Genomic DNA, 25,517 nt, shown 5'->3' with positions numbered 1-25,517 from the left:
AGTTATGTCTCGTTGTCCTATAATTTTGTCACATAAATATTTTGTTAATAGAAAAATATGCTTATTTTCATTGACTTTATTAACATAGAGCTTTAAAAGGTTTAGTTCGGCTTCATTACATTATCTATGTTAAATAGTGTTAGTCTTTAGGTAATTTTTTGTATAAAATAATGTTACCATTCAAAAGTATTTTTACTAAAATTCAGGAAATCATTTGGCCTATAGAAAGAGAGGAATTGAAACTTTTTTTGCCTATGGCATTAATGATGCTGTGTATTCTTTTTAATTTTGGAACACTTAGATCCGTTAAAGACGGATTGGTCATACCATCAATAGGAGCAGAAGTCATTAGTTTCCTAAAACTTTGGTTTGTTCTTCCTTCCTCTATATTATTTACTATAATATATGTAAAACTTAGTAATCACGTACGTTTTGAATATATTTTTTATATAGTAATTTCGAGTTTTTTGCTTTTTTTCCTGATATTTGCTTATATCATTTACCCTAATCAGGAGTTTTATCATCCAAATGCTGAGCAGGTAGAACATTTAGTATCATTGTATCCTAATTTTCGATGGTTTATCAAGATAATGGGTAAATGGAGTTATGCTCTCATGTATATCTGTTCAGAATTATGGAGTGCAGTAATTATTAATCTAATGTTTTGGCAATTTGCTAATAATATTTTTGATACCAGTAAAGCGAAACGTTTCTATCCAATTTTAGGAATGGTAGGTAATGTTGGTCTGATTTTAGCTGGCAATGTATTAGTAGCTTTCTCAAATGTACGAGGGGTAGTCGATGCTCAAGTTATAATAAATGAAGATTTGCAATATAAATCAGAACTAATGCTACAACCTGTTATTTCTATAATAGTGTTTGTTGGTATAATTTCCATGCTGTTATTTAGGTTAATTAATTATCTTATTTTGAATGACGAGGTGCTAAAGGCTGATTTCCAAATAGTTCAAATACAGGCAAAAACTTCCTTATCACTTATGGATAGTATAAGGTTGGTTATTAACTCAAAATATATTGGACGCATTGCTTTATTGATAATTTGTTATGCACTACTAATTAATATAGTGGAAGGTCCGTGGAAAGCTAAGGTAAGGGAGCTTAATCCCAATATGTTAGATTATATACATTTTATGGGTAGGTTTAATATTTGGATGGGAATTTCCAGCGTTACTTTTATGATAGTTGGTAGTAATGTGATTAGGAAATTTACTTGGTTAATTTCAGCATTATTAACACCCTTAATGCTTTTGATAACTGGTTTAATGTTTTTTATCTTTGTTATTTTTTCAGAATATATAAGTTTTGGTATAAAAGACTTTAATCCAATTTATGTGGCTGTAATTATCGGAGGAGTACAAAATATTTTAAGTAAATCAACTAAATATTCGTTATTTGATTCAACAAAGGAAATGGCATATATTCCTTTATCATTAGAACTTCGAACAAAAGGTAAAGCTGCTGTTGAGGTTATTGGTATTAAATTTGGTAAGTCCTTAGGAGCTTTTATCCAGTCTTTTATATTTATTATAGTGCCTACTGCCACATGTGATTCAATAGTAGTTTATTTACTAACAATTTTTATTATTATAGTTATTTTGTGGTTTTGGAATATAGTACAACTAAACCGGGAATATGTGAAATTATGTAATTAGCATGCGAAAAAAGTTAATATATATATCAGTTATAATTGCTGTAATCCTATTGATTTATACCATTTCATGGTTGGTAATTGTTACTTCTGTAGCTAGTAAGATTAATGGGCAATATAGTAACCGCTATATCGCTGCTAATTCGATAGATAGTGAACAAAAATATTTCATTAAATTTAATAAAGTTGTTAGCTATGGTTTTCCGTTTAAAATTGCCTTGCAAGTAATTGGTTGGCATGAAGAGGGAGAGAATAGTATAATTGAATTTAATTCCCCGATTTATATAGGTTATGATTTACTGAAACAGGCTTGCTTTGTTAGTTATTTTGGTGACGCAACAGGTCGCTATAAACCTATTGAGTTGGGATTTGGTACAAAATTCGAAAGTGGTAATTATTCTTTTATAGCCAAAATGCCTTTAAGCTTTAAATTATTTAAGATTTTTATACAAAAAAAAGATCCGTTTGAAATTATAAATTTTATAAAAAAGTTGGAATTAACATCTGAGAAAACAAAAATTTTTGATTTAGTTGACGGGCAGAAATTATATGATGAAGATCATACAATTATTTCATTTTCACTAGAAAGGAATAAATATTATACTGATCTAGAAGATTTTAAAAATAATGTGCCACAAAAATTAAATGTTACTTATTCAACAAACATCTTAGAAAGTAATATTATAAACAGAAGAATACCAGCGGGTCTTTTATTATATAGATTTGCTTGGCCGATACCTTTTAGTTTTGAAGGTAAGTTTTATATAAAAACTAATAAATCTTTATATAGTGAATTTGCTAAAGATTTGGAAATAAAAATGATATCCAGCAAGTTTTCAAGTAGTATCCAAGAATCCTTGACTACTTTATTGTATCAAAGTAAAGTAGAAGAAGGTAGCAATGATAGTCATCTTAAGGTTGAATCAAAAATTGATTTGAAGCCAGGATTTTCCGATAATATATTGAATTCTATACAGTATTTATTGTCATATATATCGCTACTCCCTAATAGTTCATCTTTAATAGAAGAATTACAGTATATTAACAGTAATAAAGATAAATTCAACTTGACTGAATTAGAGAACCATCAATATATTTTTGATTTAGATATAAATTTTCTTGATAGAAAAAAAGATATAATGAGAGTTCAAATAAATAATCTTAGTTTGTTTTCTAATAATACCGGATTTCGATTATCAAGCGAATGCAGGCTAGATGCATTTAGAAAATTTGATATTAAGGGACTTATTGTCTTCAATAATTATTTAAAGGCAACGGATATTATAACCAATTATTTCTTTAACTTGGGTAGGTTTAAAACATTCTCAGAAGATAGTCGTATTGTATACAAAGAAGGTACGAAGTATTTTTTAAGAACCATATCAGATCATCCTGATTCTAACTCAGGTGACATAAGTTTTGAGTATAATTTAGATTCAAGTAATATAGAAAAAGGCAAAATAGGTTCCGTAGACTTTAATAAATTTTTGCCATTATATTATCTAGCATTATACAAAAAAGCATCGGAAAAAATACGGGTTGGTGATAATATAACAACAAGAATCCAAGAGCTAATACCTGATTTCAATGAGCATCAAAAATTGTTAAAACAATTAATGGATCAACCTTTTCTAGAGATTGACAATGATGTCTGGCAGGAAGTCATAAAATAACCTGAATTCGATGTAACAAGTTACATCGAATTCAGTATTATATATAGAAACAATCAGGTTTGAAGCGGCTGCCCACCTGATTGTTAAAATATAATACTCCATTCAATATGTAATTTTAATAATTAAAATCACATATTGAATGATGAAAAAAGTTAAAATGCACCCGCTTCAAGAGTACATTTTTCCTTATAACAAAGCAAGTATCGATATAAGAATTATTAATTCTTATATCGATACTTGAGGTTAAAATAGCATTAGAGATGTAAATTGGATACTATAAAAATAATACATAAAGATTTAGCAGTAGAACTGTCTAGCTTAAATAAACTTATTCTGACCCACTTAGCTGCCAAAGAACAACTAGTTGGCGTAATAGGTAAATATTTACTAGAATTTGGTGGAAAGAGAATCCGACCATTACTAACAATTCTAACTAGTAAAATGTTTGGTTATGTCGGTGAAGATAATATCAAACTTGCTGGAGCTGTAGAATTTATTCATGCAGCAACTTTACTTCATGACGATGTAGTAGATGAAAGTACAATGAGAAGATCCAAACCTACTGCTAATGTTGTTTGGGGGAGTAAGGCTAGTATTCTAGTTGGGGATTTTTTATTTAGTAAATCATTTCAGTTAATGGTAGATACCAAATCTATTAAAGCTATGAAATCTTTATCAAGAGCTTCAGCAATTATATCAGAAGGTGAAGTTTCTCAGCTTGTGAAATTGAATCAGCGGAGAATTATTGACGAAACAGAATATAATGAAATAATTATGGCTAAAACTGCAGAGTTATTTGGAGTATCTTGTGAAGTAGGAGCAATTATTTCTAGTCAATCTAACGAGATCTGTGAAAGTTTACAAAATTTTGGTAGATATTTAGGAAATATTTTCCAAATTATTGATGATTTATTTGATTATTTAGGAAATAGTCATGATATTGGCAAGAATATAGGTGATGATTTTTTAGAAGGAAAAATAACTCTACCCCTAATCTTTTTATATAAGAAGCTTGATGATACCGGGCAATTAACAGTTCAGAAAATGATTAAGGCGGATAATAGATCTGAGAGTGAATTTGAGATAATACGAAGTTTGATGATACAACATGGTATTAAGCAACAAATTATCGACCATCTAGCAAACATTAAGAATGAGGCTAGTAATTTATTAGAGCAAATCCCTATACAGAATATTTATAAAGATCATTTAGCTTCTTTACTTGAGTTTACGTTAAATAGGTCTTATTAGGTTATGTTGCCAAGGTTTATGCGATAATAATAATTTAACCTGAGTTCAATACAACATTACCGTACCTCATACCTAGTTACAATTAAATCTGATCCTCAAACTTTTACGATTAATATGCAAAATATTCCAACTGATATTGAACAGCTTTCTGAATTAGAGGCAAAAGATTTACTAAAACAATTGGCAAGTGAGATAGAAAAATATAATAAAGCATATCACCAAGAAGATACTCCTCTGATTTCTGATGCTGAATATGATCAATTATTTAATTTAAATCTTGAACTTGAAAAAAAATTTCCTCATCTTGTGCTGGCAAATAGTCCAACTAAACAAATCGGTAGTCTAGCTGCAGAGAAATTTTCTAAAGTAAAACATATAAATCCAATGTTTTCTCTTAGTAATGCATTTGATAATGAGGATGTATCAGAATTTATAAATAGAATAAAGAATTTCTTACGTCTTGATAGTTTTCCACTTATTTTTTGTGAGCCTAAAATAGATGGTTTATCTTTTTCTGCTACCTATGAGGATGGAATGCTTACCAAAGCTGCGACAAGAGGTGATGGCTTTATTGGAGAAGATATAACGGAAAATATCAGGACTATAAATAATTTCCCTCAGTCTATAGACTTGGATACAGCAATTTTGGAAGTAAGGGGTGAGGTTTATATCAATAAACAAGATTTTCTATTATTAAATCAAGCACAAGAATTATCAAAAAAAGATAAATTTGCAAACCCGCGTAACGCGGCTGCTGGGTCGTTAAGGCAGTTAGATCCAAACGTTACAGCAAGTAGACCTCTAAGGTATTTTGTTTATGCTGTGGGTAGCGTCAGTAGCAAAATAGCTGATTCTCAAGATGCTTTATTATATAAGTTAAAAGAGCTAGGGTTTATCGTTAATAATATAGGAAAATTAGCATATTCTGAAAATGATCTGAAATCTTTCTATGAATATTTGAATTTGTCTAGAGAAGAGCTGCCTTATGAAATTGATGGTATTGTCTATAAGCTAAATGATTTTGCTTTGCAGCAAAGGATGGGTTTTATCGCAAGAAGCCCAAGATTTGCTATTGCTCATAAATTTCCTGCAATAGTTGGTCAAACGAAACTAATTAATATTACTCTACAAGTAGGTAGAACTGGCGTATTAACTCCGGTTGCTGAGTTAGAGCCGCTTTCTATTGGTGGAGTTAGGGTATCAAGAGCTACATTACATAATTATCAGGAAATCATAAGAAAAGATATCAGGATTAATGATTATGTGTTTTTGCAGAGGGCAGGGGACGTCATACCGCAAATTACTGCGGTAGATTTTACTAGACGCTCTAGTGAATCACAAAAAATTGATATGCCAAAACTTTGTCCGTCTTGTGATTCTAATTTACATTATAATCAAGAGACAATAATAATTCGTTGTGATAATGGGTTAAATTGCCCTGCTCAGAATTACGAACGAATTTGTCATTTCACATCTAAAAATGCTTTAGATATAGATGGTTTGGGGAAAAAACAAATAGAATTTTTGCTGGAAAAATCTTTAATAGAAAATCCAGTGGATATTTTTTATTTACAAAATAATAATGAAAAAAGCTTAGTCAAGCTTGAAAATATGGTAGGATGGGGGCGAATTTCTGTAGAAAACTTATTCGCAAACATTGAAAAATCCAAAACCGTCCCCCTAAATAAATTCATTTATTCCCTAGGAATCAGACATATTGGCGAACAAAATGCCAAATTACTTGCTCGAGAATTTCAGAATTATGGTTCTTTTATAGAAGCTATGGAATCTTTATTAAAGGGTGATCAGCCTATGTACCAAAGGTTAAATGATCTAGAAGGAATAGGAGATAAAATTTTGGTGGATATTATCGACTTCTTTGATATTAAAGAAAATCTACAAATTATTCATCAGTTAAGTAAAATTTTAGAAATTCAAGACTATAGTGGTCAAACCACCAAAACTGCATTAACTGGCAAAGTTGTAGTATTTACTGGTTCTTTACTTACTCTTTCAAGAGCAGAAGCAAAATCTCAGGCAGAGAAATTAGGAGCTAAAGTAAGTAGTAGTGTTTCGTCTGCTACTGCTTTAGTGGTAGCGGGTAGCGATGCCGGTAGTAAACTCAAAAAAGCTAAGGAACTTGGAATTAAAATTATTGATGAAGATGAGTGGCTGGAGTTAGTATATACTAATTCTCCCACATTAATCCAATAAAGTACCTAGGGGAAATTGTACCCCACGTATAAATTCTTCAACGTTTAAAGCTTTTCTTCCTTCTTGCTGTAATTTTCTGATGATCAAAGTACCCTTACCACAAGCTATTTCTAAGATATTATTATTAACCACAGTACCAGGCTGTAATTTAACATCCAAATCATTATAATACGCTTCTAGGATCTTTATAACTTTACCTCTATATTCAAAATATATTCCAGGCCATGGATTCATACCTCGAATTCTACAATCTATTTTGTAAGCAGTCTCATACCAATTTATCTTCCCTTCTTCTTTCTTGAGTTTATGAGCATAAATTACTCCATCTTTATCTTGGACAATCCTTGGTAGGTTATCAATATTATCTAAAGTTTTAACCAATAAATCAGCCCCTATTTCTGCACATTGGTCATGCAAAACTGGTAAAGTTATTCTAGGAGAGAGTGAAAACGAATGCTGCAATATAATATCACCAGTATCCCACCCCTCATCCATCTGCATTATGCATACGGAAGTTTCAGAGTCTCCCTCTATAATAGTACGCTGCAATGGAGCAGCTCCCCTATGACGTGGTAAACTTGAGGGATGGATATTAAGACATCCATATTTCTTGGCTTGTAGGATAACTTGTGGTATCAAGAATCCATAAGCAACTACTACTATTATATCCGCATTAATTGAATTAATTAAATTGGTTATTTCTTCGGTTTTCAAGGTTTTAGGGGTATAAGTCGGAATATCATATTTTGATGCCAAGCTGTGAATAGGTGATGCTATCTCATTTAGCCCCCTTCCTTTAGATTTTGGAGATTGAGTGAATACAGCAACCACTTGGTGATCTTTACTGTTAATTAAACTCTTAAGAGTAGGTACAGCAAATTCAGGCGTACCCATGAAAATTACTTGCACAAAATATTATTTTTCAGTTTTTTTAATTTACGTAATGCTATGTCCTTTTTTATATCACTTAAATAATCAATTAGTAGTCTACCATCTAAATGATCCATTTCATGCTGAATAACCCTAGCAAGCCAACCATCAGCTTTTAATTCTTGTTGGTTATTATGATAATCTAAGAATCTTATAGTTATAGACTCAGACCTTGCTACTTCGACCCGTTGTTCCGGTAGAGATAAACACCCTTCTATTGCCACAACTAATTCTTTAGATTTGTCTATTATCTTCGGGTCAGCGATAAATAATGGATAAAACCCAGCGGGTCTTTCTGTATCATCATTATTCTGCAAATCAACTACCAATATACGCTGAGCTATTCCAATCTGAATGGCAGCTAACCCTACACCATGATCATGATACATAGTTTCAACCATGTCATCCATTAACTTTCTTATATTATCATTGATTATCCTTACTGGCAAAGATTTTTGTTTTAATCTTGAATCTGGAGCAGTCACAATAGGTAACAGAGACATAGTACTTTAAAACCATAGATTATTTATATTTTTCTGCTTTGAAATTCGTAGGATCATTCGAATATACCAAAACATTTATATTGTACTACAAAATAACCAATGAGTCTAGTGTGAGCTATTTGCTAGCGAACGAAAAAAAGATGTGCTCAATAGTAAGCTACGCAGGGCTGACATTAGACCTCCTTCGAAACTCTACTTCTGCTGGTGATTTGGACAATGATGCGGTACTCGAATCCGTAACGGAATTAGAGTACGTTGCGGTTCGAGGTGAAGCGTCTCCTTCAAATCCCTCGCACAAGCGAGTTTCGAAAGAGGTCTATTCTCTTAATGGCTATGATACTAAGCCTAGTATTAACTTGTTACATCAAATACAGGTTAAATTATTAAGAAAGTTTAAAATATTTACACTTTTTTACCCTGAAACTATTAGTACACGCATAAAAATCATTATACTTCTTAGGTTCTGCACGCAGAACTTAATTAAAATCAATATATGGTAATAAATTTATGGTTAACAAAGTAAATATATATAATGTTATTAAATTCCAATCCCCATTTGAACGTCTTAAATCATACACTAATTCACCTGATGTTATCTTACGTAAAGCTATTATTACTCAGGCAATTATTGATGCAACCAATATATCAAAATTCCGCACAGCAAAAAAGCTAGAACAAGAAGCAAAATTATGGATTTTTGGTGGTAGTGAATCTTTTAAAGAAACTTGTCTAGAAGGTGGGATTGAGCCATCTTTTGTAGTAAGAGTAACCAAAGCAATTATAAAGCTACATAAGAATAAATCTAGGCTTAGAAAGTCATCACAACAAAACTCAGTAGATAGTAAAAACAAAAAAACATTATTTAGAACAAAATTATAACCTTATTTAAGTTAGCTATAAAATGTTACAATTTAGGTAAAATTACGGTCAAAGAATCGCTTTTTAACTGAACAATATTTTAAAAAAGCAATTTAAAGTAAGTATATATAAGCTTACATTCTATTTAACGCAATTATCAAGCCACAATTATCAAGCCATTATGAAAATTTCAAAATAATGGCTTGAAATTCACATGATTATGCATTAGTTGTATAGATAGGTAGTTGGGTATATGCTAGCTCTTTTCTATTACATATAATATTTGACTTAACTAAATTAAAGGGGATTTTATGCAAATATCAGTATCAGGTCAACATATTTCTATAGGGAATTCTTTGCAAGATTATGTAAGAAACCGTACTATGCAGGTGTCAGAAAAGTATTTTTGTGATGTAATAATTAGTGCAAACGTGCATTTCTCTAAACAAGGATTCCAATTGGTTTGTGATATTGTCGTGAATGATGGTACAGGCAGACATATGATATTGAAAGGTAACGCTGCTTCAGATGACATATATTCAGCGTTTGATATTGCTCTTGCTAGGCTTGAAAAGCAGCTTAGAAAGTATAAATCTAAGCTCAAGGATCGTCATGATAGAGTTAAAATATCCGAAGTAACATCTAAAGCAGTTAAATATACTATAACACCCAATCAATATGAACATGAAGACGAAGATAATGTGGCAGCATATGATAATCCTGTAATTATAGCAGAAAAATCTGTAGAAATATTAACTCTATCAGTAAGTGGAGCAGTGATGAAAATGGATCTTGAGAACCTTCCTGCTTTAATGTTTCAAAATAGTCATACTAATCGCATGAATGTAGTTTATTACCGTCGGGATGGGAATATATCTTGGATAGATTCCAAATAAATTCTTGCTGCTTATATATACTGCTATTCACTTGAATATATAACTCTCAACTTCATCAATAATTCCGTGAATTTCAGTTGTTAGGCGAAATAATCTCATGGAGATAATTCTAATCTGATATTGATAATTCCGATAATATAATACGATAAAATCCCCCGGTTGATATTTGATAAAATTTGCTGGCATGATAAATCTTAAAATTTTAGTTTCAGTAGCGGCATTTTTTAGGATTAACTGCCCTAATCTTTCAGCTTCAAGATAAGATAGTATAATAGGTAGTTTTAAGTTAGGAATAGGTCTATGTGAAAAATTCTCACTATTTATTTGGCAAAAGCTATTATTATAATCATCATACCGATCGATAAAATTTAGTGCTAGTTTACTAATAATGCTAGTTTTAGAAATTTCTATTTGTTCTAAGTAGCTATTGCTTGATAGTTTAACCAATATTTTGGGACTAATATGACTAGGGGTAGAATATCCACGTTTAGTGAACTTAATTTGTTCCTGATAAGCTATGATATCAAAGAAATATATAATACGCAAAAGGTTAATAACATCAATACAAGACAAAGCTTTATTTAATACCAACCCTTCTACAGCTTCATCAAGAGTTGATATATCGATGTGCTTTAATGGAATACCGCATTTATAAGACAATTCGAGAATTATTGCCGCTAAACTACAAGCCCCAAACTTATTATTAACCCAATGCCCTTTTGCCCATAAGTTACCATCTCGCCAAATATTACTATGTGGCCAAGCTGGGTAAGGTCTAGCATCCCAAGTCCATAAAAACATTTGTTCGATATATTCTTGTGTTTGCCAATATTCAATAAAACTTCGAATAGCTTTACGCTGAATAGAAAAATCAACTTCACCAGTAGAATATCTCGGTACTCCACCATCACTACATAAAGGATCAAAGAATATATTAGGTTGATTAGTTGCTTTATCAATGGAAGGAAAGCCAAATTCCGTAAACCAAATTTTTTTCATTCTTGGTTGCCATTCTGTTGTAACACCATCAGGATTACGATGATAATTCTCCCACCAATGTCTTAAATTCTTCCAAGCATAATCGGCAGCTAACTGATGCCTGCCACCATTTTCATCTATAAAGTAATCATATCCTTCGCCTGATTGCCAGCCTTTCATGATTTCTTCTGGTAAAATTCCTGAATTTATGCTTCTCGTTACAGGAAAGTAAGCATCAATACCTACGAAATCTATATATTCTGAGGCAAATAATTTGTCCAAATTATACCATCCATCTTGTGTGTGATGATACTCTGACCAATCTGCTGCATAAGTAACAAGTACATTATTACCCACGATTTCTTTGACTAATTTTGCTAATTTTATCAATTGGCTAACAGCGGGAAAAGTATTATATTGATCCTTGATACTAGTTAAACCTATTAGTTCAGAACCGATTACGAAAGCATCAATATGATCTTTAACCAATTTAGCATAATGTAGGATAAAATTATTATAACCCTCATCTTTATTGAAAAAATCTACTATTGAATTTACGCAGCCTGTTAAATGACCACGCCATGGCTTTTGCCAAACATCCAAAAAAAACATTGGATAAAACATAACTTTAAAGTTTCTACGTTTTAATTCCTGTAAGTAACGGATTAAGCTAGCATCATTGACGCTGCCACCATATTTAGGAAAATCATCTGCATCTCGTGATACTAGCCTTGCCGTATCACGTAAATATTTCCCAACTTGCCATTGTTCTGAGTATTGTGTATTTGGATCATTAAATTCCACAGCAGGTTTAATAGTACAACTTGCAATATCCAAACTATCGCCAAACCAACATACAACTGGTGCAACCCATTTGATGTTAGGGCATATAATTTTCATTTGATTTAGACTATAAAGACTATTAGCAATATTACGGTAATTATTTGAATTTATTGGTTTTTTACTAATGATACCGCCTAAAGAGTTTTGTATAGTTTTGTATTGTATTATAGTGTCGTAAACAAACTCTCCGGATCCTGGGATTATGTCAACAGCCTCAACTAAATCTTCTACACTCTGAAACTGTATCTGAGAGGTAATTTTGTTGTCAAAATCAAGCTCAAAATCCTCACATACGCTAAAGTATGCTCCGGTTTTTTGCTTGGTTTTTCCTAAAAATTCCTCTCTCATATACAGTTTCGCAATAGAGCTATTATCGTCTTCAACGTTACTGGGAATATTAGCCTTCCTAGTTACTTCAAAGGAAAAATTAGGCACTGAATTATTAAAATCAGCTAAGGGTAGGTCTTCAAATACAGCATAACTTAATCCACGAAATGCTGGTGCTTGACCTTGAGCTTCAGTTGCAGCAATTAAAGGATCGGGTAATTGTTCTTCTGACCCTAAATAAAGCCTGAATTTATATTGTTCAAGATTGAGTAACTGATCGTTAACCCATACTCTACCAATTTCAGCTATTTCGCCTTCACATAAGCTAACTGCAAAGGATAAATAATATTCACATTCCGTTAAATTATGGATAGAAGCAGTTTCGGCAGTAACTGATAAACCTCGTTGTGCAACGCTGGTAACTTGTACTTCCTTAATTTGATTTGCCCAAATTATTTTACCATTTACTCTTGCTGTACCAAAAACTAAGGCTATTGGATGCCCATAAACGGCTTTCGATAGTACAAAACTTTCCCTGATATTTTTAAAATGATAATATTCCTCGGGTTCATAATTTAAATGTTCTAAATAATCACCTAATGCTTTACCTGCAAATCGTCCAATGGTCGATAATATACCACCACCAAAAACACCACCAATGCTACTTCCTACGCTACCTAGAATCTGACCAAACATATTAATGCCTTATATTTATAGTTAATATAAGGCATTATATCATGTAATATAGCTGCACTAAGTGTAGGTGGATATTTTTTTAGCAATAGTCATATTTATACTCGGTGAACTTCAAGAATTGGCGTTGTCGTGTCTAAAGATCGAAGCTGCTCACGTACTAATGTACGCTCCGCTGCTCGACTTTGACACTCCTAGCTCTTCTTGAAGTTGACCTTCGTCTACCAACTCTTCATTTACGAGCAGTATACTTTCATAAAGGGTTTCTATAATTTTATATTCCCTAATTGTGGTCGTTATTATGGTTGTTCGTGTTTCCCTGTAAATCGACAAGGGAAGTGTAAAACGTTGAGTTAGCAACAGGGTAGGGCAAGGAGAAGGGCGGGGGAGAAACTGAATCATCAGAAACTGTATCAAGATTAACAGTAGGATTAACAACAAGAGTATCATCCTCTACTTTTGCTGATTTACTAAAGTAGCTATTAGATGGAAGACTATCAGTCATAAATTTATGCTCATTAGTATTAATTAAAGATATAATCTAATAAATGTTAATTAATATAAGATAAATATTACAAAATTATTAAATTATAGTAATTAACTTTTACTAGAAGAACATATATACGCATACTTGACCTTTTTGTAAAGCACCGGGTAATTGAATCATCATGTAGAGTTGTCAACTTTTTTTATTCTTATCGTGGGAATTCTTATATTAATTGTAAAAATTTATCTAAGGTACTTAGTGTTTAGTTATATTATGTTATTATAATAAAATATATGTATAAAGGAGGTATAACTATGAATAAATATATAATGTTTTGTGGTATGAGTTTTGCTGGAAAAAAAGAATATAGACAAATGTCTGTAGAGTATCTTGTACAAGAAAGAAAGGTTGCACCAGAACTTATCTCGATTGTAGATGATCCCAAAAGTACTGAGTTTGGAGAGAAAATTGTTCAATTTGATAGAGTAGAAGATAAAATTAACAATACAGTAAGTGGAGCATTATATATAAGTGCAAGCTGTAATATCTATGATAACCTAATTAGTACTGCTTTAAAAAATAATCAGTACATATTTTGTAAAGGAGGGTTTCCAGAAGTAGTGGGATACCAAGGTGCTGTTTGTCAAGATCAAGGATTTAGTTGGGAGATGGTAAAAAAACATTATACAGATCAGGTGCAAACTACTCATAAGACCGTACAATTTCCTGATATAATATTTATTTGTGTTAATTCTTTTAGTAGATCACAAATAATGGCTAAATGTAGTAATAGTAAAAGTTGGGAGTCAAAAATGACTGTAGATGAGTACAATCATTATTCTAATAAAATGAGAGCGACTTATGAAATTATTGTAGCAGATCACGAATTTACAGCAAGAACAAAAGTATTGCTTATTGATCCTATGGATTGCACATTTGCTAAAACTTGGGAATCGCAAATAAAACCTGAAATAGATCAGTTAATACCCCAATTCGGGATAAGAATTAACTAATTCTTATCCCGAATTGGCTTTAATATAAGGAAAAATGCATTCTTAAAGCGGTTTTGCGAATGCATTTTAAACCTTTCTAAAGCTAAAAACATGATTTTAAAAGATTAAAATCATGTTTTTAGCAAAATATTAATTTAACAATCAGATGCAGAGCCGTCTCAAATCTGATTGTTTCGATAATTTTACCGAATTTGGGATAAGAATTGACAAATTCTTATCCCAAATTCGCGTTTAATGGGTTTGGTCACAGAGACCTGTGATTATTGTTAGTGAGTATACTCAATGAATTGCAAGATTTTGGAATATATACTCAAATCAATCGAAATTTTTTCTTAAAAGCTTGACCTTTGGTTAAAAACTGATTATGCAAGAGATAAACAACTATAACTATTATTAAAATGTTTTTATTAGAACTAAAAAAAATAAACGGAACTCTTGATACGATACATTTTATAGGTATCGGAGGAATCGGTATGAGTGGCATTGCCGAAATACTACATAATCTCGGATATAAAGTGCAAGGGTCTGATATAGCAGAAAATTATAATACCAAAAGACTAGAAAATAATGGTATTAAGGTTTTCCTAGGTCATCAAGGACAAAATGTCACTAATGTTTCATATGTAGTGGTATCATCAGCTATAAATAAAGATAATCCTGAAATTCAGGAAGCCTTACATAGAAAGATACCAATAATTAGGCGGGCTGAGATGCTGGCTGAATTAATGAGGCTAAAATGCTCTGTAGCAATCTCTGGTTCGCATGGAAAGACTACTACAACATCATTAGTTGCTTGTTTATTTGAAGCTGCCGGGCTTTGTCCAACTTTAATTAATGGTGGTATTGTTAATAGTAAATCTACTAATGCCTATCTTGGGTCTGGGAATTATCTGATAGCCGAAGCCGATGAGTCTGACGCAACTTTCATTCACATACCAGCAACCGTTGCGGTAATAACTAATATCGATCCTGAACATCTAGATTTTTACCATGATTTTGATAGTTTAATTCAAGCTTTTAGGAGCTTTATAACTAATTTACCATTTTATGGTTTTGCAGTTGTTTGTATTGATCATCAAGCTGTTAGAAAACTAGTAAATGACATAGTTGAGCGTAGAATCATAACTTATGGAATAGACTCGGATGATGCTAACATACAAGCCTTTAATTTAGATTCTGATATTGAATCGTCAACTTTTGATGTGCGAATTAGTTTACCTAATGTAAATGGCGTAACAACTATCGAGAGAATTACTTTACCTACCCCAGGAAGACATAATATCCTTAATGCTCTTGCTGCTATCGCGATAGCTGTGGAGCTTGATTTTGGTATCAAAATTATTAAAAATGGATTTAATAGCTTTAAAGGGATAAAACGCCGATTCACTAAAGTGGCAGAATATAACAATGCTACGATAATTGATGACTATGCTCACCATCCGGAGGAAGTAAAAGCTACACTTGCTACGGCAAGAAATATTGCTAATAAGCGAAATAGTAAGGTTATAGCAATCTTTCAACCACATAGATATTCAAGAGTTAAATATTTATTTGATGATTTTGTAACTTGTTTTTCTGACGCTGACCAGTTGTATATTACAGATATATATGCTGCCGGTGAACAGCCAATAGATGGTATAACGGGAAGAAACTTAGTAAACAAAATCAAAAATACTAAATCCCATGCAATGGTATCATTTATTGAGAATCACGAGGATATAGCTGGCCTTATTGCCAAGGAGGCTATGCCAAATGATATAATAATTATGATGGGTGCTGGGAGCATTTCTGCTTGGGCCAATGATTTGCATCAGCAATTTACGCGAGAACGTCATTGCGAGAAGGCGTAAGCCAGCGAAGCAATTTTTGGTCACTTTTTGGATTGCTTCGTCGTTACTAAAGTAGCTTTTCGCGATGACGTTATTTTAACAAATTTATTAGACTTACTGCATAAGTCAAAGATAGTTGAGGGATTTTTAGGAGAAACGAAGCCGAGCACCGCAGCGTACACAGACGTACGTGAGGAGCGGAGGCGAGTTTCGACGACAAAATCACCAACTAGATTGACTTATGCAGTAAGTCTATTAAGTAGATATTTTATAATTATGGCATTACTTGGTGAATATAGGAATAATTACAATCTAAGTCATCTAACTTGGTTTAAAGTTGGTGGACCTGCGGAGATATTTTTTAAACCATTAGACTCAATGACTTTAGCAGATTTTGTAGCACAAAACCAACAACAGAGACCAATAACTGTTTTAGGGGCTGGATCAAATATTATTATTAGAGATGGTGGTATAGAGGGAGTTGTAATAAAACTTGGTCAAAATTTTACTAATATAGAATTAATGCCGAATAATCAAATATCGGTAGGGAGTAGTTGCCTTAATTTTAACCTTGCTAAATTTTGTCAGGTACATTCAATTACTGGCTTTGAGTTTCTCAGCGGTATACCGGGTACTATAGGTGGTGGAGTGGTTATGAACGCTGGGGCGTATGGTTCAGAGTTTAAAGATATCATAATAGCAATTGAAGCAATAGATTCTAGAGGGAATTTTATCCTAATCCCTAACGAGGAGATAGGTTTTAAATATCGTGGTAATAATTTACCACAAGAGTTGATTATAACCAAGGCGATCTTTAAGACAGCTATAGGAGATAGTCATATGATCTTAGAAAAAATGAATGAAATAAATAAAAATAGACTAGCAACCCAGCCGATTAAAGAACGGACGAGCGGCAGTACATTTGCTAATCCAGAGAATCATAAAGCATGGCAATTAATTGACAAAGCTGGTATGAGGGGATACAGAATTGGCGGGGCTTCTATGTCACAACTACATTGTAATTTTATGATAAACCATGGTAATAGCTCTGCTCGTGATTTAGAAGATCTAGGTGATCTTGTTAAAAAAAATGTATTTGAAGATAGTGGAATTAGTTTAGAATGGGAGATTAAACGAATAGGGAAATATGCATAAATATCAAACAAGCTTTATTGCCAATTCTAAGGTTACAATATTAAGCGATAAAGGAAAAAAACATGTGGCAGTAGTAGGTGGCGGTATGTCGGCTGAGCGAGAAGTTTCTTTAGTATCGTCTTCGGGGGTTAACCAAGCTTTGGTAGATAGTGGGTATAAAGTTACTTTCATAGATATGGGAGTAGATATTGCTTCAGTATTGTTGCAGATAAAGCCTGATATAGTTTATAATTGTTTGCATGGCACTTATGGTGAAGATGGTTGTTTGCCTGGATTACTCAATATCCTACGAATTCCTTATACTCATAGTGGTGTTCTTGCTTCTTCTTTAGCATTTAGTAAAACACATGCAAAAGCATGGTTTGTTGCTAATGATATTAAGATAGCCAAGAGTATTGTCATTAATAAATCTGACAATATTAGCAACGACCCTATGCCAAGACCATATGTGATAAAACCTCTCACCCAAGGATCAAGCATAGGCGTTGAAGTAATATTTGTTGAAGATGATTTTAACTTTGCTGATTATGATTTTCCTTATGGTGATCAGGTAATGATTGAAGAATATATTAAGGGGAGAGAAATGCAGGTAGCCGTTTTAAACGGCAAAGCTTTAGGGGTATTGGAAATAAAACTCCTGAAACAGCGTTTTTATGATTATAAGACTAAATACACAGATGGATTTGCTGAGCATTTATGTCCAGCTCCACTACCACAGAATATGTATAATAAATTATTAGAAGAGTCGGAAAAAATATATCAAACCATGAATTGTAGAGGTGTAGTTAGAGCGGAGTTTATTTTTGATGAAAGCAAGAATGAATTTTTTACTCTAGAAGTTAACACCCATCCTGGTATGACTTCCTTATCGATTATACCAGAAATAGCTGCCTTACAGGGGATGGATTTCCGTACACTAGTTGAAAGAATTTTAGAAACAGCATGTATTGACACATGAAGAGGAATAAAGCGTCTAATAAGAAGAAAAAAGCCAATATACCGCTGCGACGAAAGTTGGCAGTGTTGTATATTAGAGTGGTATTTTTTATTAAAATTGCCCTAGTGGTTTTGCTGTCTGCATTTTTCTTTACTAGCTATTTTGCTCCTATAAGACGAGAAATTATCCAAAATACTTACGAATTTACTTCTGATATTGGATTTAAACTTGAAAATGTTTTAATAGAAGGACAATATAATACTAAGGCAGAAGATATATTGGCTACTTTAAATGCTGATAAGGGTACACCTATTCTTTCTCTAGATATGGAGGCAATAAAGAATAATTTGGAACGCAATCCTTGGATTAAAAATGTTGCAATTATCGAGAGAAGATTACCTAACACTATTTACATAAGATTAATTGAGAGAGTGCCTATTGCTATTTGGCAGATTAACGGGCAAGTTTTTCTTATTGATCAAGAAGGATATAAAATTACCAATAATATAGGTAGTTTCTCTAATCTTTTGCATGTTGTGGGATCAGATGCTAATATTTATACTAGCAAATTAATTCATGATTTAGCTAAACACCCTGAATTAGCTAAAAAAATTATCTCTTCTGTACGTTATGGAGGAAGACGTTGGGATTTAAATCTAGAACAAGGTATAACTGTTAAAATGCCGGACTTAAGGTTTGAACATGCTTTAGATTATCTTGCAGGATTGGATATGGAAAATATATTATTTAATCAGAACTATAAAATTGTAGATTTACGAGATTCGAGTAAAGTTTACATGGAAAAATATTAAAAGTTATGAAAGCCAAATTGTCTAACTTTGTTACTCTTGACCTTGGTAGTAGTAAAATAGCTTGCATTGCGGCATATATTGACAAAAGAGAGGAAGCAAAAATAATAAGCCAAAATCTGTATTACTCAAAAGGCATTAAATCAGGAGTCATATTAGATTTAAAAGAGGCAGAAAATAGCATAGTCGGGGCGATTTATGCATTAGAAAAAGATTGCGGTAAAAACATAAAAAAAATAACTATATCACTAACAGGCTATGGCACTAAGTCTTATTACATAAATAATAAAATAAAACTTTCTAATCAGCCAATTTCACAGCAAGATATCAAAAAACTTATCAAAAAAGCCTTATTGGAGTTCAAGCTTAAAGACCAAGAAATTATTCATTATTTTCCTATAGAATTTATTCTTGACGATAATAATGCTATTGAAGACCCAGTTGGGATGTTTGGCAAAGAATTAGGGTGTGAATTACATATTATTACAGCAAATTCTAATATGCTGATGAATATTACCAATTGTTTTGCAAAATGTCATGTTGAAATAAACAATATTATATTAGCAATTTACGCTTCGGGAATTGCTTGTCTTTCAGAAGATGAAAAAGCTCTTGGCTCTATTATAATTGATATGGGTGCTAGAACTACCTCATTTGGTGTATTCGTCTCAGGTAAATTACTATATACAAGCTACATAGATATAGGTAGCTTTCATATTACATCTGACATAGCAAAAGTCTTTTCAGTAAGCCTTGATGTTGCAGAAAAACTTAAAATTCTTCATGGTAATGCTATGCCATCTTCTTTTGATAAAGATAGTGTTATTATTTTAGAAGATTCTGAAATGGAGATTCCTGATAGCGGCAGACCAACAATTACTTCAAAATATCTTGCATCTGTCATTAATCCAAGAGTAGAAGAAATATTATTGATGGTTCAAGCAGAGTATGACAAAGTTGTTGCAGGCAATATGATCGCTTATCGCATTGTTATTACCGGCGGTGGGGCAATGCTTCGAGGAGTAAAAGAACTGGCAAGCAAAATTTTTGAAAAACAAGTACGAATTGGTAAACCAGAGGTCTTATTAGGTTTTGCTGAAGATTATAATCCCCATATATACTCCACTTCTATAGGTATGGTAAAAAATCAATCTTTAAAAATACAAAAAAATAATTTTGATATTAATGATAATAACGATACTAGTTGGTTTAAAAAGTTTCTAATTTGGCTAAAAGAGAATATTTGAAAAGAAAATGCCTAATACTCGATAATCAAGTTTTTTAGAATTATTAAAAAATACGTCATTGCGAGCGTAAGCGAAGCAATTATAATTTCACCGAATTTGAGTATATAAGAATTGACAAATTCTTATCCTAAGTTCGCGTGTCTTGAAAATATATTAGACTTACCTAAATAACTTATCTATATTAGATGTATATAAGCTATATTAAACTAATAAATTAAATAAAGCGGAATCATGTCAGGGGAAGTTGGAAAAAAAGAATTAAACTGTTCTTTTTGTGGTAAAAATCAATATGAAGTAATAAAATTAATTGCTGGACCAACAGTATTTATTTGTAATGAATGTATTGAACTGTGCCGTGATATTATAAAAGAAGAGACTAAAGTAACTCTTAAACAAGTTGCCTCTTTAATTCCAACACCACACAGAATTTTTTCTACTCTTAATGATTACGTAATTGGTCAAGATCAGGCAAAAAAAGTTTTATCAGTTGCGGTATATAATCACTATAAACGATTAGAATATATCGAGTCAGGTAATAATGATGTCGAATTAAATAAATCAAATATCCTAATTATTGGTTCTACTGGCTCTGGTAAAACCCTTTTGGCACAAACCTTAGCAAAGATTCTTGATGTACCTTTCACTATGGCAGACGCCACTTCTTTAACCGAAGCTGGCTATGTTGGTGAAGATGTTGAAAATATCTTGCTAAGATTATTACAAGCAGCAGACTTTAATATAGCCAAAGCCCAACGAGGCATTGTTTATATAGATGAAGTAGATAAAATCGCTAGAAAATCTGAAAACCCTTCCATCACAAGAGATGTATCGGGAGAAGGAGTCCAACAAGCATTACTTAAAATCATGGAAGGAACTATTGCTTCTGTTCCCCCCCAAGGTGGCAGAAAACACCCACAGCAAGATTTTGTTCAAGTAGATACTTCCAATATTTTGTTCATATGCGGTGGAGCTTTCATGGGGATAGATAATATCATTAATGCCCGTACTGCTCAAAGTTCGATTGGTTTTGCGGCAAATGTCCAATCAAAACAAGAAAAAAACCACAGCGAAATACTCAAATCATTAGAAATTGAAGATCTAGTAAAGTTTGGGTTAATTCCAGAATTCATCGGTAGGCTTCCAGTAGTAGCAACTTTAGATGACCTAGACAAAGCATCTTTGGTGGCAATTTTAACTCAACCCAAAAATGCTGTTATCAAGCAATATCATAAATTATTTGAGTTAGACGATGTTGAACTATCAATTGATAATGATGCTTTAGAAGGAATAGCCGAGAAAGCGCTGGCACGAAAAACCGGAGCTAGAGGTCTTAGATCGATAATTGAGACACTGCTACTTGACAGCATGTATAATGTTACCAATCTGAAAAAAATGCATGTACATATTTCAAAAGATGTTATAGATGGTACAGCTCAGCCAGTAGTTACCCCAAAAAATTATGTAAAACCTACGAAAAAACGTATGGCGGTTTAGTACTAGGTATTCTAATTTCTGATATAGCTGATCATTAATATAGATATTGAAGTTCATGTTAGGATTTCTTATTATTAATAACATTAATATATTTGTTATTGTAAAAATGTTCTATAAATATGGTTTAGAAGAGAAGAGTTATAATTCATCTAGAACTGGACTAAAAAATAATCTATTATCAAAATTAAAGGATTGTTGATATGAAACTTCTAATTACTATTTTCACCCTACTATTTTATTTCTCCAGTAATGCTAGTGATCACAAACAAAATGGTACTATACTTGTTACTGCAGCAACCGGTGCATTAGGTTCAACTATATGCGATGTGCTAGCATCAGAAGGGTATAATCTACTAGTATCTGGTAGGAACAATAATAAACTAACTAATTTGCAAAAGGATTTACAAAAAAAATACCCTAATATTACAGTTAGAACCTTGATAATTGATTTTTCAGATACTAAAACTATAGAAAATGCGGCAAGTAAAATTACTCTTTCCTCTATCGAAGGAATTGTGCTTATTGGTCCAAGACCATCCTTGAATAAAAATGACATTCCTAGTAAAGACGAATGGACTAAAGTATTTGCGGAAACTTTTATTGCTCCACTTGAGGTTGTACGTTTTTTTGCCCCTAAAATTCATAATAATGGTAGCATTGTTGTAATTTCAGGTAGTAGTTCTAAGAATTTTCTACCAGCCTACCCTAATACCAATGTTGTACGACTTGCTTGGAGTGGAGAAATAAAAAATCTGATGCATTTGTTTGCTACACGTAAAATTCGTGTTAACGCTATTTCCCCAGGACCAATTTTAACGCAACATCATAAGAATATGATAACAGAAAAGGCTAGTTTAAATAACATTTCATATGAGGAACAATTATTAAAAGATACCTCTTCTATACCTTTGAAATCTTATGGTGAAACTGAAGATCTCGGAAATTTAGTAGTATTTTTGCTCTCAAATAAGTCTAGTCATATAAATGGCTCAAATATTCTACTGGATGGCGGTGAATCTACTTCTTATTAGGTTCTTAGCATACATTCTATAAAACTATCTCGTGCCTAACTACTTTGGGCAGATAGTGATTGTTGTTTGTCAAAGAAATAGTCGCTCCGTCAAAAGTCTAGAATATAACATCTACTACATTTCAACGCAAAAGGAATCTTTTACGCATAGCATTAAAAGTCCCAAGGGTTTTCTCCCCTGTGACTTTTTAATGCTATGTGTAAGGTGAGTAACTAATATTTTAAAAAAGTTTCACTGATTTGTTATGAAGCAACATAATTCCTGTAATAAAAAATGGAGCGAATATAGCCTTTACTTCATGCAACAATGCTTCATTACTAACTTCTTGTTGCAATTCTTCTCTAATTAAATCAAAGATTTCCTGCAAACTTTTACCACCATCTATCATTTGTTTAAAAACATATTTGGTATAATTAGAAACTGGTATAGTAACCTCAGTTTAACGTAAGGAGCAATTTTTGTGCTTTTAATTTATTAGGCTTTATTGCTGGTTTGCGTGGCTTGAAGCAATAAGCCACAAACCCTGAGATTTATATTAGACCTTATATCTTAAAAATGTGTTATGAAGCATTAAGAGAGTTGGAAAAATATGTTTTTTATATTACACTATCAAAGGTTGTAAAGTAGCAAGATTATCAAAATTAACGTCTCTTCAGCAACATTTATTCAATTTATTTGATCTAACAATGCCCCAAATGACAAAATCTGCAAAATGATAAAATGTAGTCCGTAAAGAAAATTTAATTTTCTATCCCATACACCGCATACTAACCTCGTTTTATGGCACAATTTTGATCCTATCCATCTCGAAGATAAGTCGCGTGATATCACTCATCTCCTATTTTAAGAGCAGCTATAAAAGCAGATTGAGGTATCTCAACATTACCAATATTACGCATACGTTTTTTGCCAGCTTTTTGTTTTTCCAGTAATTTACGCTTACGAGTTATATCACCGCCGTAGCATTTAGATAAGACATCTTTACGCATTGCTTTAACAGTTTCTCTAGCAATTATTCTACTACCAATAGCAGCTTGAATAGCGATCTGAAATAATTGCCTTGGAATTAAATCGCTAAGACGTTTACACAACTCCCGCCCCCGATATTCTGATCTTGAACGATGGACTATAGTAGATAAAGCATCAACTGGCTCACTATTAACCAAAATAGATAATTTTACTAAATCACTTTCCTGATAAACATCTATTTCCCAATCAAAGCTAGCATAGCCTTTTGTATAACTTTTTAACTTATCATAAAAATCAAATACTATCTCATTTAACGGTAATCGGTAAATTACCATAGCTCTACCGGCTACATAAGTTAATTCAATCTGCACCCCTCTTTTATCGGTACATAAAGATAACACATTACCTAAAAACTCATCTGGTACTAATATTGTTGCCTTAACCCAAGGCTCTAACATTGAATCGATATTTTGCACAGGTGGCAAATCAGCTGGATTATGTATTTCTAATTGATTTCCATCACGCATATTAATCTTATAAATCACACTAGGAGCGGTGGTGATCATATCAAGGTCAAATTCGCGTTCCAATCTTTCTTGTACTATTTCAAGATGTAGTAACCCTAAAAACCCACAGCGAAAGCCAAAACCTAAGGCTGTTGAACTCTCTGCTTCAAATTCAAAGCTAGCATCGTTAAGTTTTAATTTAGCTAAAGAATCTTTTAAATGCTCAAATTGCGAAGCATCTGAAGGATATAAACCACAAAACACTACCGGTAAATGCGGCTTAAAACCAGGCAGAGATTCCTGACAAGGTCTTTTCTCGTCAGTTATTGTGTCCCCAACTTTACAATCAGCAACTTGTTTTATTGAAGCAGTAAAGAAGCCTATTTCTCCTGGGTATAAAATATCTGATATATGTTTTCTAGGAGTAAAATACCCAACATTGTCAACATTATAAGTAGAATTGGTAGCCATCATTTTAATACGCATATTCTTGCGTAAAACTCCATCGATAACTCTAACTAAAATTACTACCCCTAGGTAAGAATCGTACCAGCTATCAACCAATAATGCCTTTAGAATATCTGTTTGATTAGTTTTTGGACATGGCAGCCTATTAACAATTGCTTCCAGTACCTCCTCTATTCCTATACCACTTTTTGCAGAAATCAATAATGCATCGCTTGCATCTATGCCAATTACGTCCTCTATCTGTTGCTTAACTTTATCAGGATCAGCAGCTGGTAGATCAATTTTATTTAGGACTGGAATAATTTCATGATTATTATCGATCGCTTGATAAACATTTGCTAGAGTTTGTGCCTCAACACCTTGGCTACTATCCACTACTAACAAAGAACCTTCACAAGCAGCTAACGATCTACTCACCTCATAAGAGAAATCCACATGACCAGGAGTATCCATTAGGTTTAGATAGTAGGTATTACCATTTCTTGCTTTGTAAGTTAATCTAACAGTCTGTGCTTTGATAGTGATACCACGTTCTTTTTCTATGTCCATTGAGTCAAGTACCTGATGACTCATTTCCCGAGCTGCCAACCCCCCACAATATTCAATTAATCTATCTGCTAGAGTAGACTTACCATGATCAATATGAGCAATGATTGAAAAATTTCTGATAAAGTTTTGATTATTCATGGTATATTTGGTATAATGTTAAAATTAGAAAGAAGTTTTATCTTTATATA

The 25,517-nt window shown here is 32.5% G+C and carries 20 protein-coding genes; 15 read left to right on the top strand and 5 right to left on the bottom strand.

The window, feature by feature from the left end; translation table 11 throughout:
* Nucleotides 1-170 precede the first annotated feature (170 nt).
* The 4 genes from AAGD36_RS04725 to ligA all read left to right on the top strand — a co-directional run bounded on the left by AAGD36_RS04725 (nucleotide 171) and on the right by ligA (nucleotide 6,807).
* Complete coding sequence (locus tag AAGD36_RS04725; protein ID WP_341755140.1) at nucleotides 171-1,673, top strand: Npt1/Npt2 family nucleotide transporter; 1,503 nt, start codon at nucleotides 171-173, stop codon at nucleotides 1,671-1,673.
* Nucleotide 1,674: 1 nt separating this feature from the next.
* Entirely contained in the window at nucleotides 1,675-3,342 is a 1,668-nt protein-coding gene (locus AAGD36_RS04720; protein WP_341755139.1) for a hypothetical protein, read from the top strand.
* 267 nt (nucleotides 3,343-3,609) lie between these two features.
* Nucleotides 3,610-4,593, top strand: coding sequence for a polyprenyl synthetase family protein (locus AAGD36_RS04715; protein WP_341755138.1), 984 nt, complete (start codon nucleotides 3,610-3,612; stop codon nucleotides 4,591-4,593).
* 114 nt (nucleotides 4,594-4,707) lie between these two features.
* Nucleotides 4,708-6,807, top strand: coding sequence for an NAD-dependent DNA ligase LigA (gene ligA / locus AAGD36_RS04710; RefSeq protein ID WP_341755137.1), 2,100 nt, complete (start codon nucleotides 4,708-4,710; stop codon nucleotides 6,805-6,807).
* Here the strand turns inward: ligA and fmt are convergent.
* Together fmt and def are read right to left on the bottom strand one after the other, a co-directional pair.
* The gene (gene fmt / locus AAGD36_RS04705) at nucleotides 6,796-7,716 is read right to left on the bottom strand and encodes a methionyl-tRNA formyltransferase (protein ID WP_341755136.1); all 921 of its coding nucleotides are present in this window, start codon (nucleotides 7,714-7,716) and stop codon (nucleotides 6,796-6,798) included. The two genes, ligA and fmt, sit on opposite strands and share 12 nt — an antisense overlap.
* Nucleotides 7,707-8,240 carry a peptide deformylase gene (def, locus tag AAGD36_RS04700; protein ID WP_341755135.1) on the bottom strand — a complete coding sequence of 178 codons (534 nt, stop codon included), beginning with the start codon at nucleotides 8,238-8,240 and terminating at the stop codon, nucleotides 7,707-7,709. The genes fmt and def overlap by 10 nt, the downstream gene beginning before the upstream one ends.
* Before the next feature lie 507 nt (nucleotides 8,241-8,747).
* Between def and AAGD36_RS04695 the strand changes: the two genes are divergently transcribed.
* Both AAGD36_RS04695 and hpf read left to right on the top strand, forming a co-directional pair.
* Nucleotides 8,748-9,119 (top strand): hypothetical protein, encoded by a 372-nt coding sequence (locus AAGD36_RS04695; protein WP_341752191.1) that lies wholly within the window; start codon nucleotides 8,748-8,750, stop codon nucleotides 9,117-9,119.
* A gap of 290 nt (nucleotides 9,120-9,409) precedes the next feature.
* Complete coding sequence (hpf, locus tag AAGD36_RS04690; protein ID WP_341747248.1) at nucleotides 9,410-9,994, top strand: ribosome hibernation-promoting factor, HPF/YfiA family; 585 nt, start codon at nucleotides 9,410-9,412, stop codon at nucleotides 9,992-9,994.
* A 27-nt stretch (nucleotides 9,995-10,021) separates the two neighbouring features.
* On the opposite strand, the gene AAGD36_RS04685 is transcribed toward hpf, so the two are convergent.
* Nucleotides 10,022-12,838, bottom strand: coding sequence for a glycoside hydrolase TIM-barrel-like domain-containing protein (locus tag AAGD36_RS04685; protein WP_341755134.1), 2,817 nt, complete (start codon nucleotides 12,836-12,838; stop codon nucleotides 10,022-10,024).
* A 798-nt stretch (nucleotides 12,839-13,636) separates the two neighbouring features.
* On the opposite strand from AAGD36_RS04685, the gene AAGD36_RS04680 reads away from it, so the two are divergent.
* From AAGD36_RS04680 to AAGD36_RS04640, 9 genes are all read left to right on the top strand, one after another.
* Nucleotides 13,637-14,335, top strand: coding sequence for a hypothetical protein (locus AAGD36_RS04680; RefSeq protein WP_341755133.1), 699 nt, complete (start codon nucleotides 13,637-13,639; stop codon nucleotides 14,333-14,335).
* Between the two features lie 398 nt (nucleotides 14,336-14,733).
* Nucleotides 14,734-16,185, top strand: a complete 1,452-nt coding sequence (gene murC, locus AAGD36_RS04675; RefSeq protein WP_341755132.1) for a UDP-N-acetylmuramate--L-alanine ligase — start codon at nucleotides 14,734-14,736, stop codon at nucleotides 16,183-16,185.
* A gap of 255 nt (nucleotides 16,186-16,440) precedes the next feature.
* The gene (murB, locus tag AAGD36_RS04670; RefSeq protein WP_341756009.1) at nucleotides 16,441-17,319 is read left to right on the top strand and encodes a UDP-N-acetylmuramate dehydrogenase; all 879 of its coding nucleotides are present in this window, start codon (nucleotides 16,441-16,443) and stop codon (nucleotides 17,317-17,319) included.
* Nucleotides 17,312-18,277, top strand: a complete 966-nt coding sequence (locus tag AAGD36_RS04665; RefSeq protein WP_341755131.1) for a D-alanine--D-alanine ligase — start codon at nucleotides 17,312-17,314, stop codon at nucleotides 18,275-18,277. Before murB ends, AAGD36_RS04665 begins: the two co-directional genes overlap by 8 nt.
* Nucleotides 18,274-19,068 (top strand): cell division protein FtsQ/DivIB, encoded by a 795-nt coding sequence (locus AAGD36_RS04660; RefSeq protein ID WP_341755130.1) that lies wholly within the window; start codon nucleotides 18,274-18,276, stop codon nucleotides 19,066-19,068. Before AAGD36_RS04665 ends, AAGD36_RS04660 begins: the two co-directional genes overlap by 4 nt.
* 5 nt (nucleotides 19,069-19,073) lie before the next feature.
* Nucleotides 19,074-20,312, top strand: coding sequence for a cell division protein FtsA (gene ftsA / locus AAGD36_RS04655; protein WP_341755129.1), 1,239 nt, complete (start codon nucleotides 19,074-19,076; stop codon nucleotides 20,310-20,312).
* 231 nt (nucleotides 20,313-20,543) lie between these two features.
* Nucleotides 20,544-21,806, top strand: coding sequence for an ATP-dependent Clp protease ATP-binding subunit ClpX (gene clpX, locus AAGD36_RS04650; RefSeq protein WP_341755128.1), 1,263 nt, complete (start codon nucleotides 20,544-20,546; stop codon nucleotides 21,804-21,806).
* Between the two features lie 55 nt (nucleotides 21,807-21,861).
* Nucleotides 21,862-22,005 carry a hypothetical protein gene (locus AAGD36_RS04645; RefSeq protein ID WP_341752180.1) on the top strand — a complete coding sequence of 48 codons (144 nt, stop codon included), beginning with the start codon at nucleotides 21,862-21,864 and terminating at the stop codon, nucleotides 22,003-22,005.
* A 1-nt stretch (nucleotide 22,006) separates the two neighbouring features.
* Entirely contained in the window at nucleotides 22,007-22,837 is an 831-nt protein-coding gene (locus AAGD36_RS04640) for an SDR family oxidoreductase (protein WP_341755127.1), read from the top strand.
* A 220-nt stretch (nucleotides 22,838-23,057) separates the two neighbouring features.
* Here AAGD36_RS04640 and AAGD36_RS04635 read toward each other — a convergent pair whose 3' ends face one another.
* Together AAGD36_RS04635 and lepA are read right to left on the bottom strand one after the other, a co-directional pair.
* The gene (locus tag AAGD36_RS04635; RefSeq protein ID WP_341752178.1) at nucleotides 23,058-23,225 is read right to left on the bottom strand and encodes a hypothetical protein; all 168 of its coding nucleotides are present in this window, start codon (nucleotides 23,223-23,225) and stop codon (nucleotides 23,058-23,060) included.
* Nucleotides 23,226-23,664: 439 nt separating this feature from the next.
* The gene (lepA, locus tag AAGD36_RS04630; protein WP_341747361.1) at nucleotides 23,665-25,467 is read right to left on the bottom strand and encodes a translation elongation factor 4; all 1,803 of its coding nucleotides are present in this window, start codon (nucleotides 25,465-25,467) and stop codon (nucleotides 23,665-23,667) included.
* Nucleotides 25,468-25,517: the final 50 nt, after the last annotated feature.

Origin of the sequence: Candidatus Tisiphia endosymbiont of Ptychoptera albimana (genome assembly GCF_964026605.1) — a bacterium.
Taxonomy (GTDB): Bacteria; Pseudomonadota; Alphaproteobacteria; order Rickettsiales; family Rickettsiaceae; genus Tisiphia.
Note: the sequence above shows the minus strand (reverse complement) of the source record. Positions and strands in the feature narration are given on the sequence as shown.

Excerpts from the sequence above, each read along its gene's own strand:
- AAGD36_RS04725 (WP_341755140.1), top strand. The coding sequence starts at position 171 with ATGTTACCATTCAAAAGTATTTTTACTAAAATTCAGGAAATCATTTGG.
- AAGD36_RS04720 (WP_341755139.1), top strand. The coding sequence starts at position 1,675 with ATGCGAAAAAAGTTAATATATATATCAGTTATAATTGCTGTAATCCTA.
- ligA (WP_341755137.1), top strand. The coding sequence starts at position 4,708 with ATGCAAAATATTCCAACTGATATTGAACAGCTTTCTGAATTAGAGGCA.
- def (WP_341755135.1), bottom strand. The coding sequence starts at position 8,240 with ATGTCTCTGTTACCTATTGTGACTGCTCCAGATTCAAGATTAAAACAA.
- AAGD36_RS04695 (WP_341752191.1), top strand. The coding sequence starts at position 8,748 with ATGGTTAACAAAGTAAATATATATAATGTTATTAAATTCCAATCCCCA.
- hpf (WP_341747248.1), top strand. The coding sequence starts at position 9,410 with ATGCAAATATCAGTATCAGGTCAACATATTTCTATAGGGAATTCTTTG.
- AAGD36_RS04685 (WP_341755134.1), bottom strand. The coding sequence starts at position 12,838 with ATGTTTGGTCAGATTCTAGGTAGCGTAGGAAGTAGCATTGGTGGTGTT.
- AAGD36_RS04680 (WP_341755133.1), top strand. The coding sequence starts at position 13,637 with ATGAATAAATATATAATGTTTTGTGGTATGAGTTTTGCTGGAAAAAAA.
- murC (WP_341755132.1), top strand. The coding sequence starts at position 14,734 with ATGTTTTTATTAGAACTAAAAAAAATAAACGGAACTCTTGATACGATA.
- murB (WP_341756009.1), top strand. The coding sequence starts at position 16,441 with ATGGCATTACTTGGTGAATATAGGAATAATTACAATCTAAGTCATCTA.
- AAGD36_RS04665 (WP_341755131.1), top strand. The coding sequence starts at position 17,312 with ATGCATAAATATCAAACAAGCTTTATTGCCAATTCTAAGGTTACAATA.
- AAGD36_RS04660 (WP_341755130.1), top strand. The coding sequence starts at position 18,274 with ATGAAGAGGAATAAAGCGTCTAATAAGAAGAAAAAAGCCAATATACCG.
- ftsA (WP_341755129.1), top strand. The coding sequence starts at position 19,074 with ATGAAAGCCAAATTGTCTAACTTTGTTACTCTTGACCTTGGTAGTAGT.
- clpX (WP_341755128.1), top strand. The coding sequence starts at position 20,544 with ATGTCAGGGGAAGTTGGAAAAAAAGAATTAAACTGTTCTTTTTGTGGT.
- AAGD36_RS04645 (WP_341752180.1), top strand. The coding sequence starts at position 21,862 with ATGTTAGGATTTCTTATTATTAATAACATTAATATATTTGTTATTGTA.
- AAGD36_RS04640 (WP_341755127.1), top strand. The coding sequence starts at position 22,007 with ATGAAACTTCTAATTACTATTTTCACCCTACTATTTTATTTCTCCAGT.
- AAGD36_RS04635 (WP_341752178.1), bottom strand. The coding sequence starts at position 23,225 with ATGATAGATGGTGGTAAAAGTTTGCAGGAAATCTTTGATTTAATTAGA.
- lepA (WP_341747361.1), bottom strand. The coding sequence starts at position 25,467 with ATGAATAATCAAAACTTTATCAGAAATTTTTCAATCATTGCTCATATT.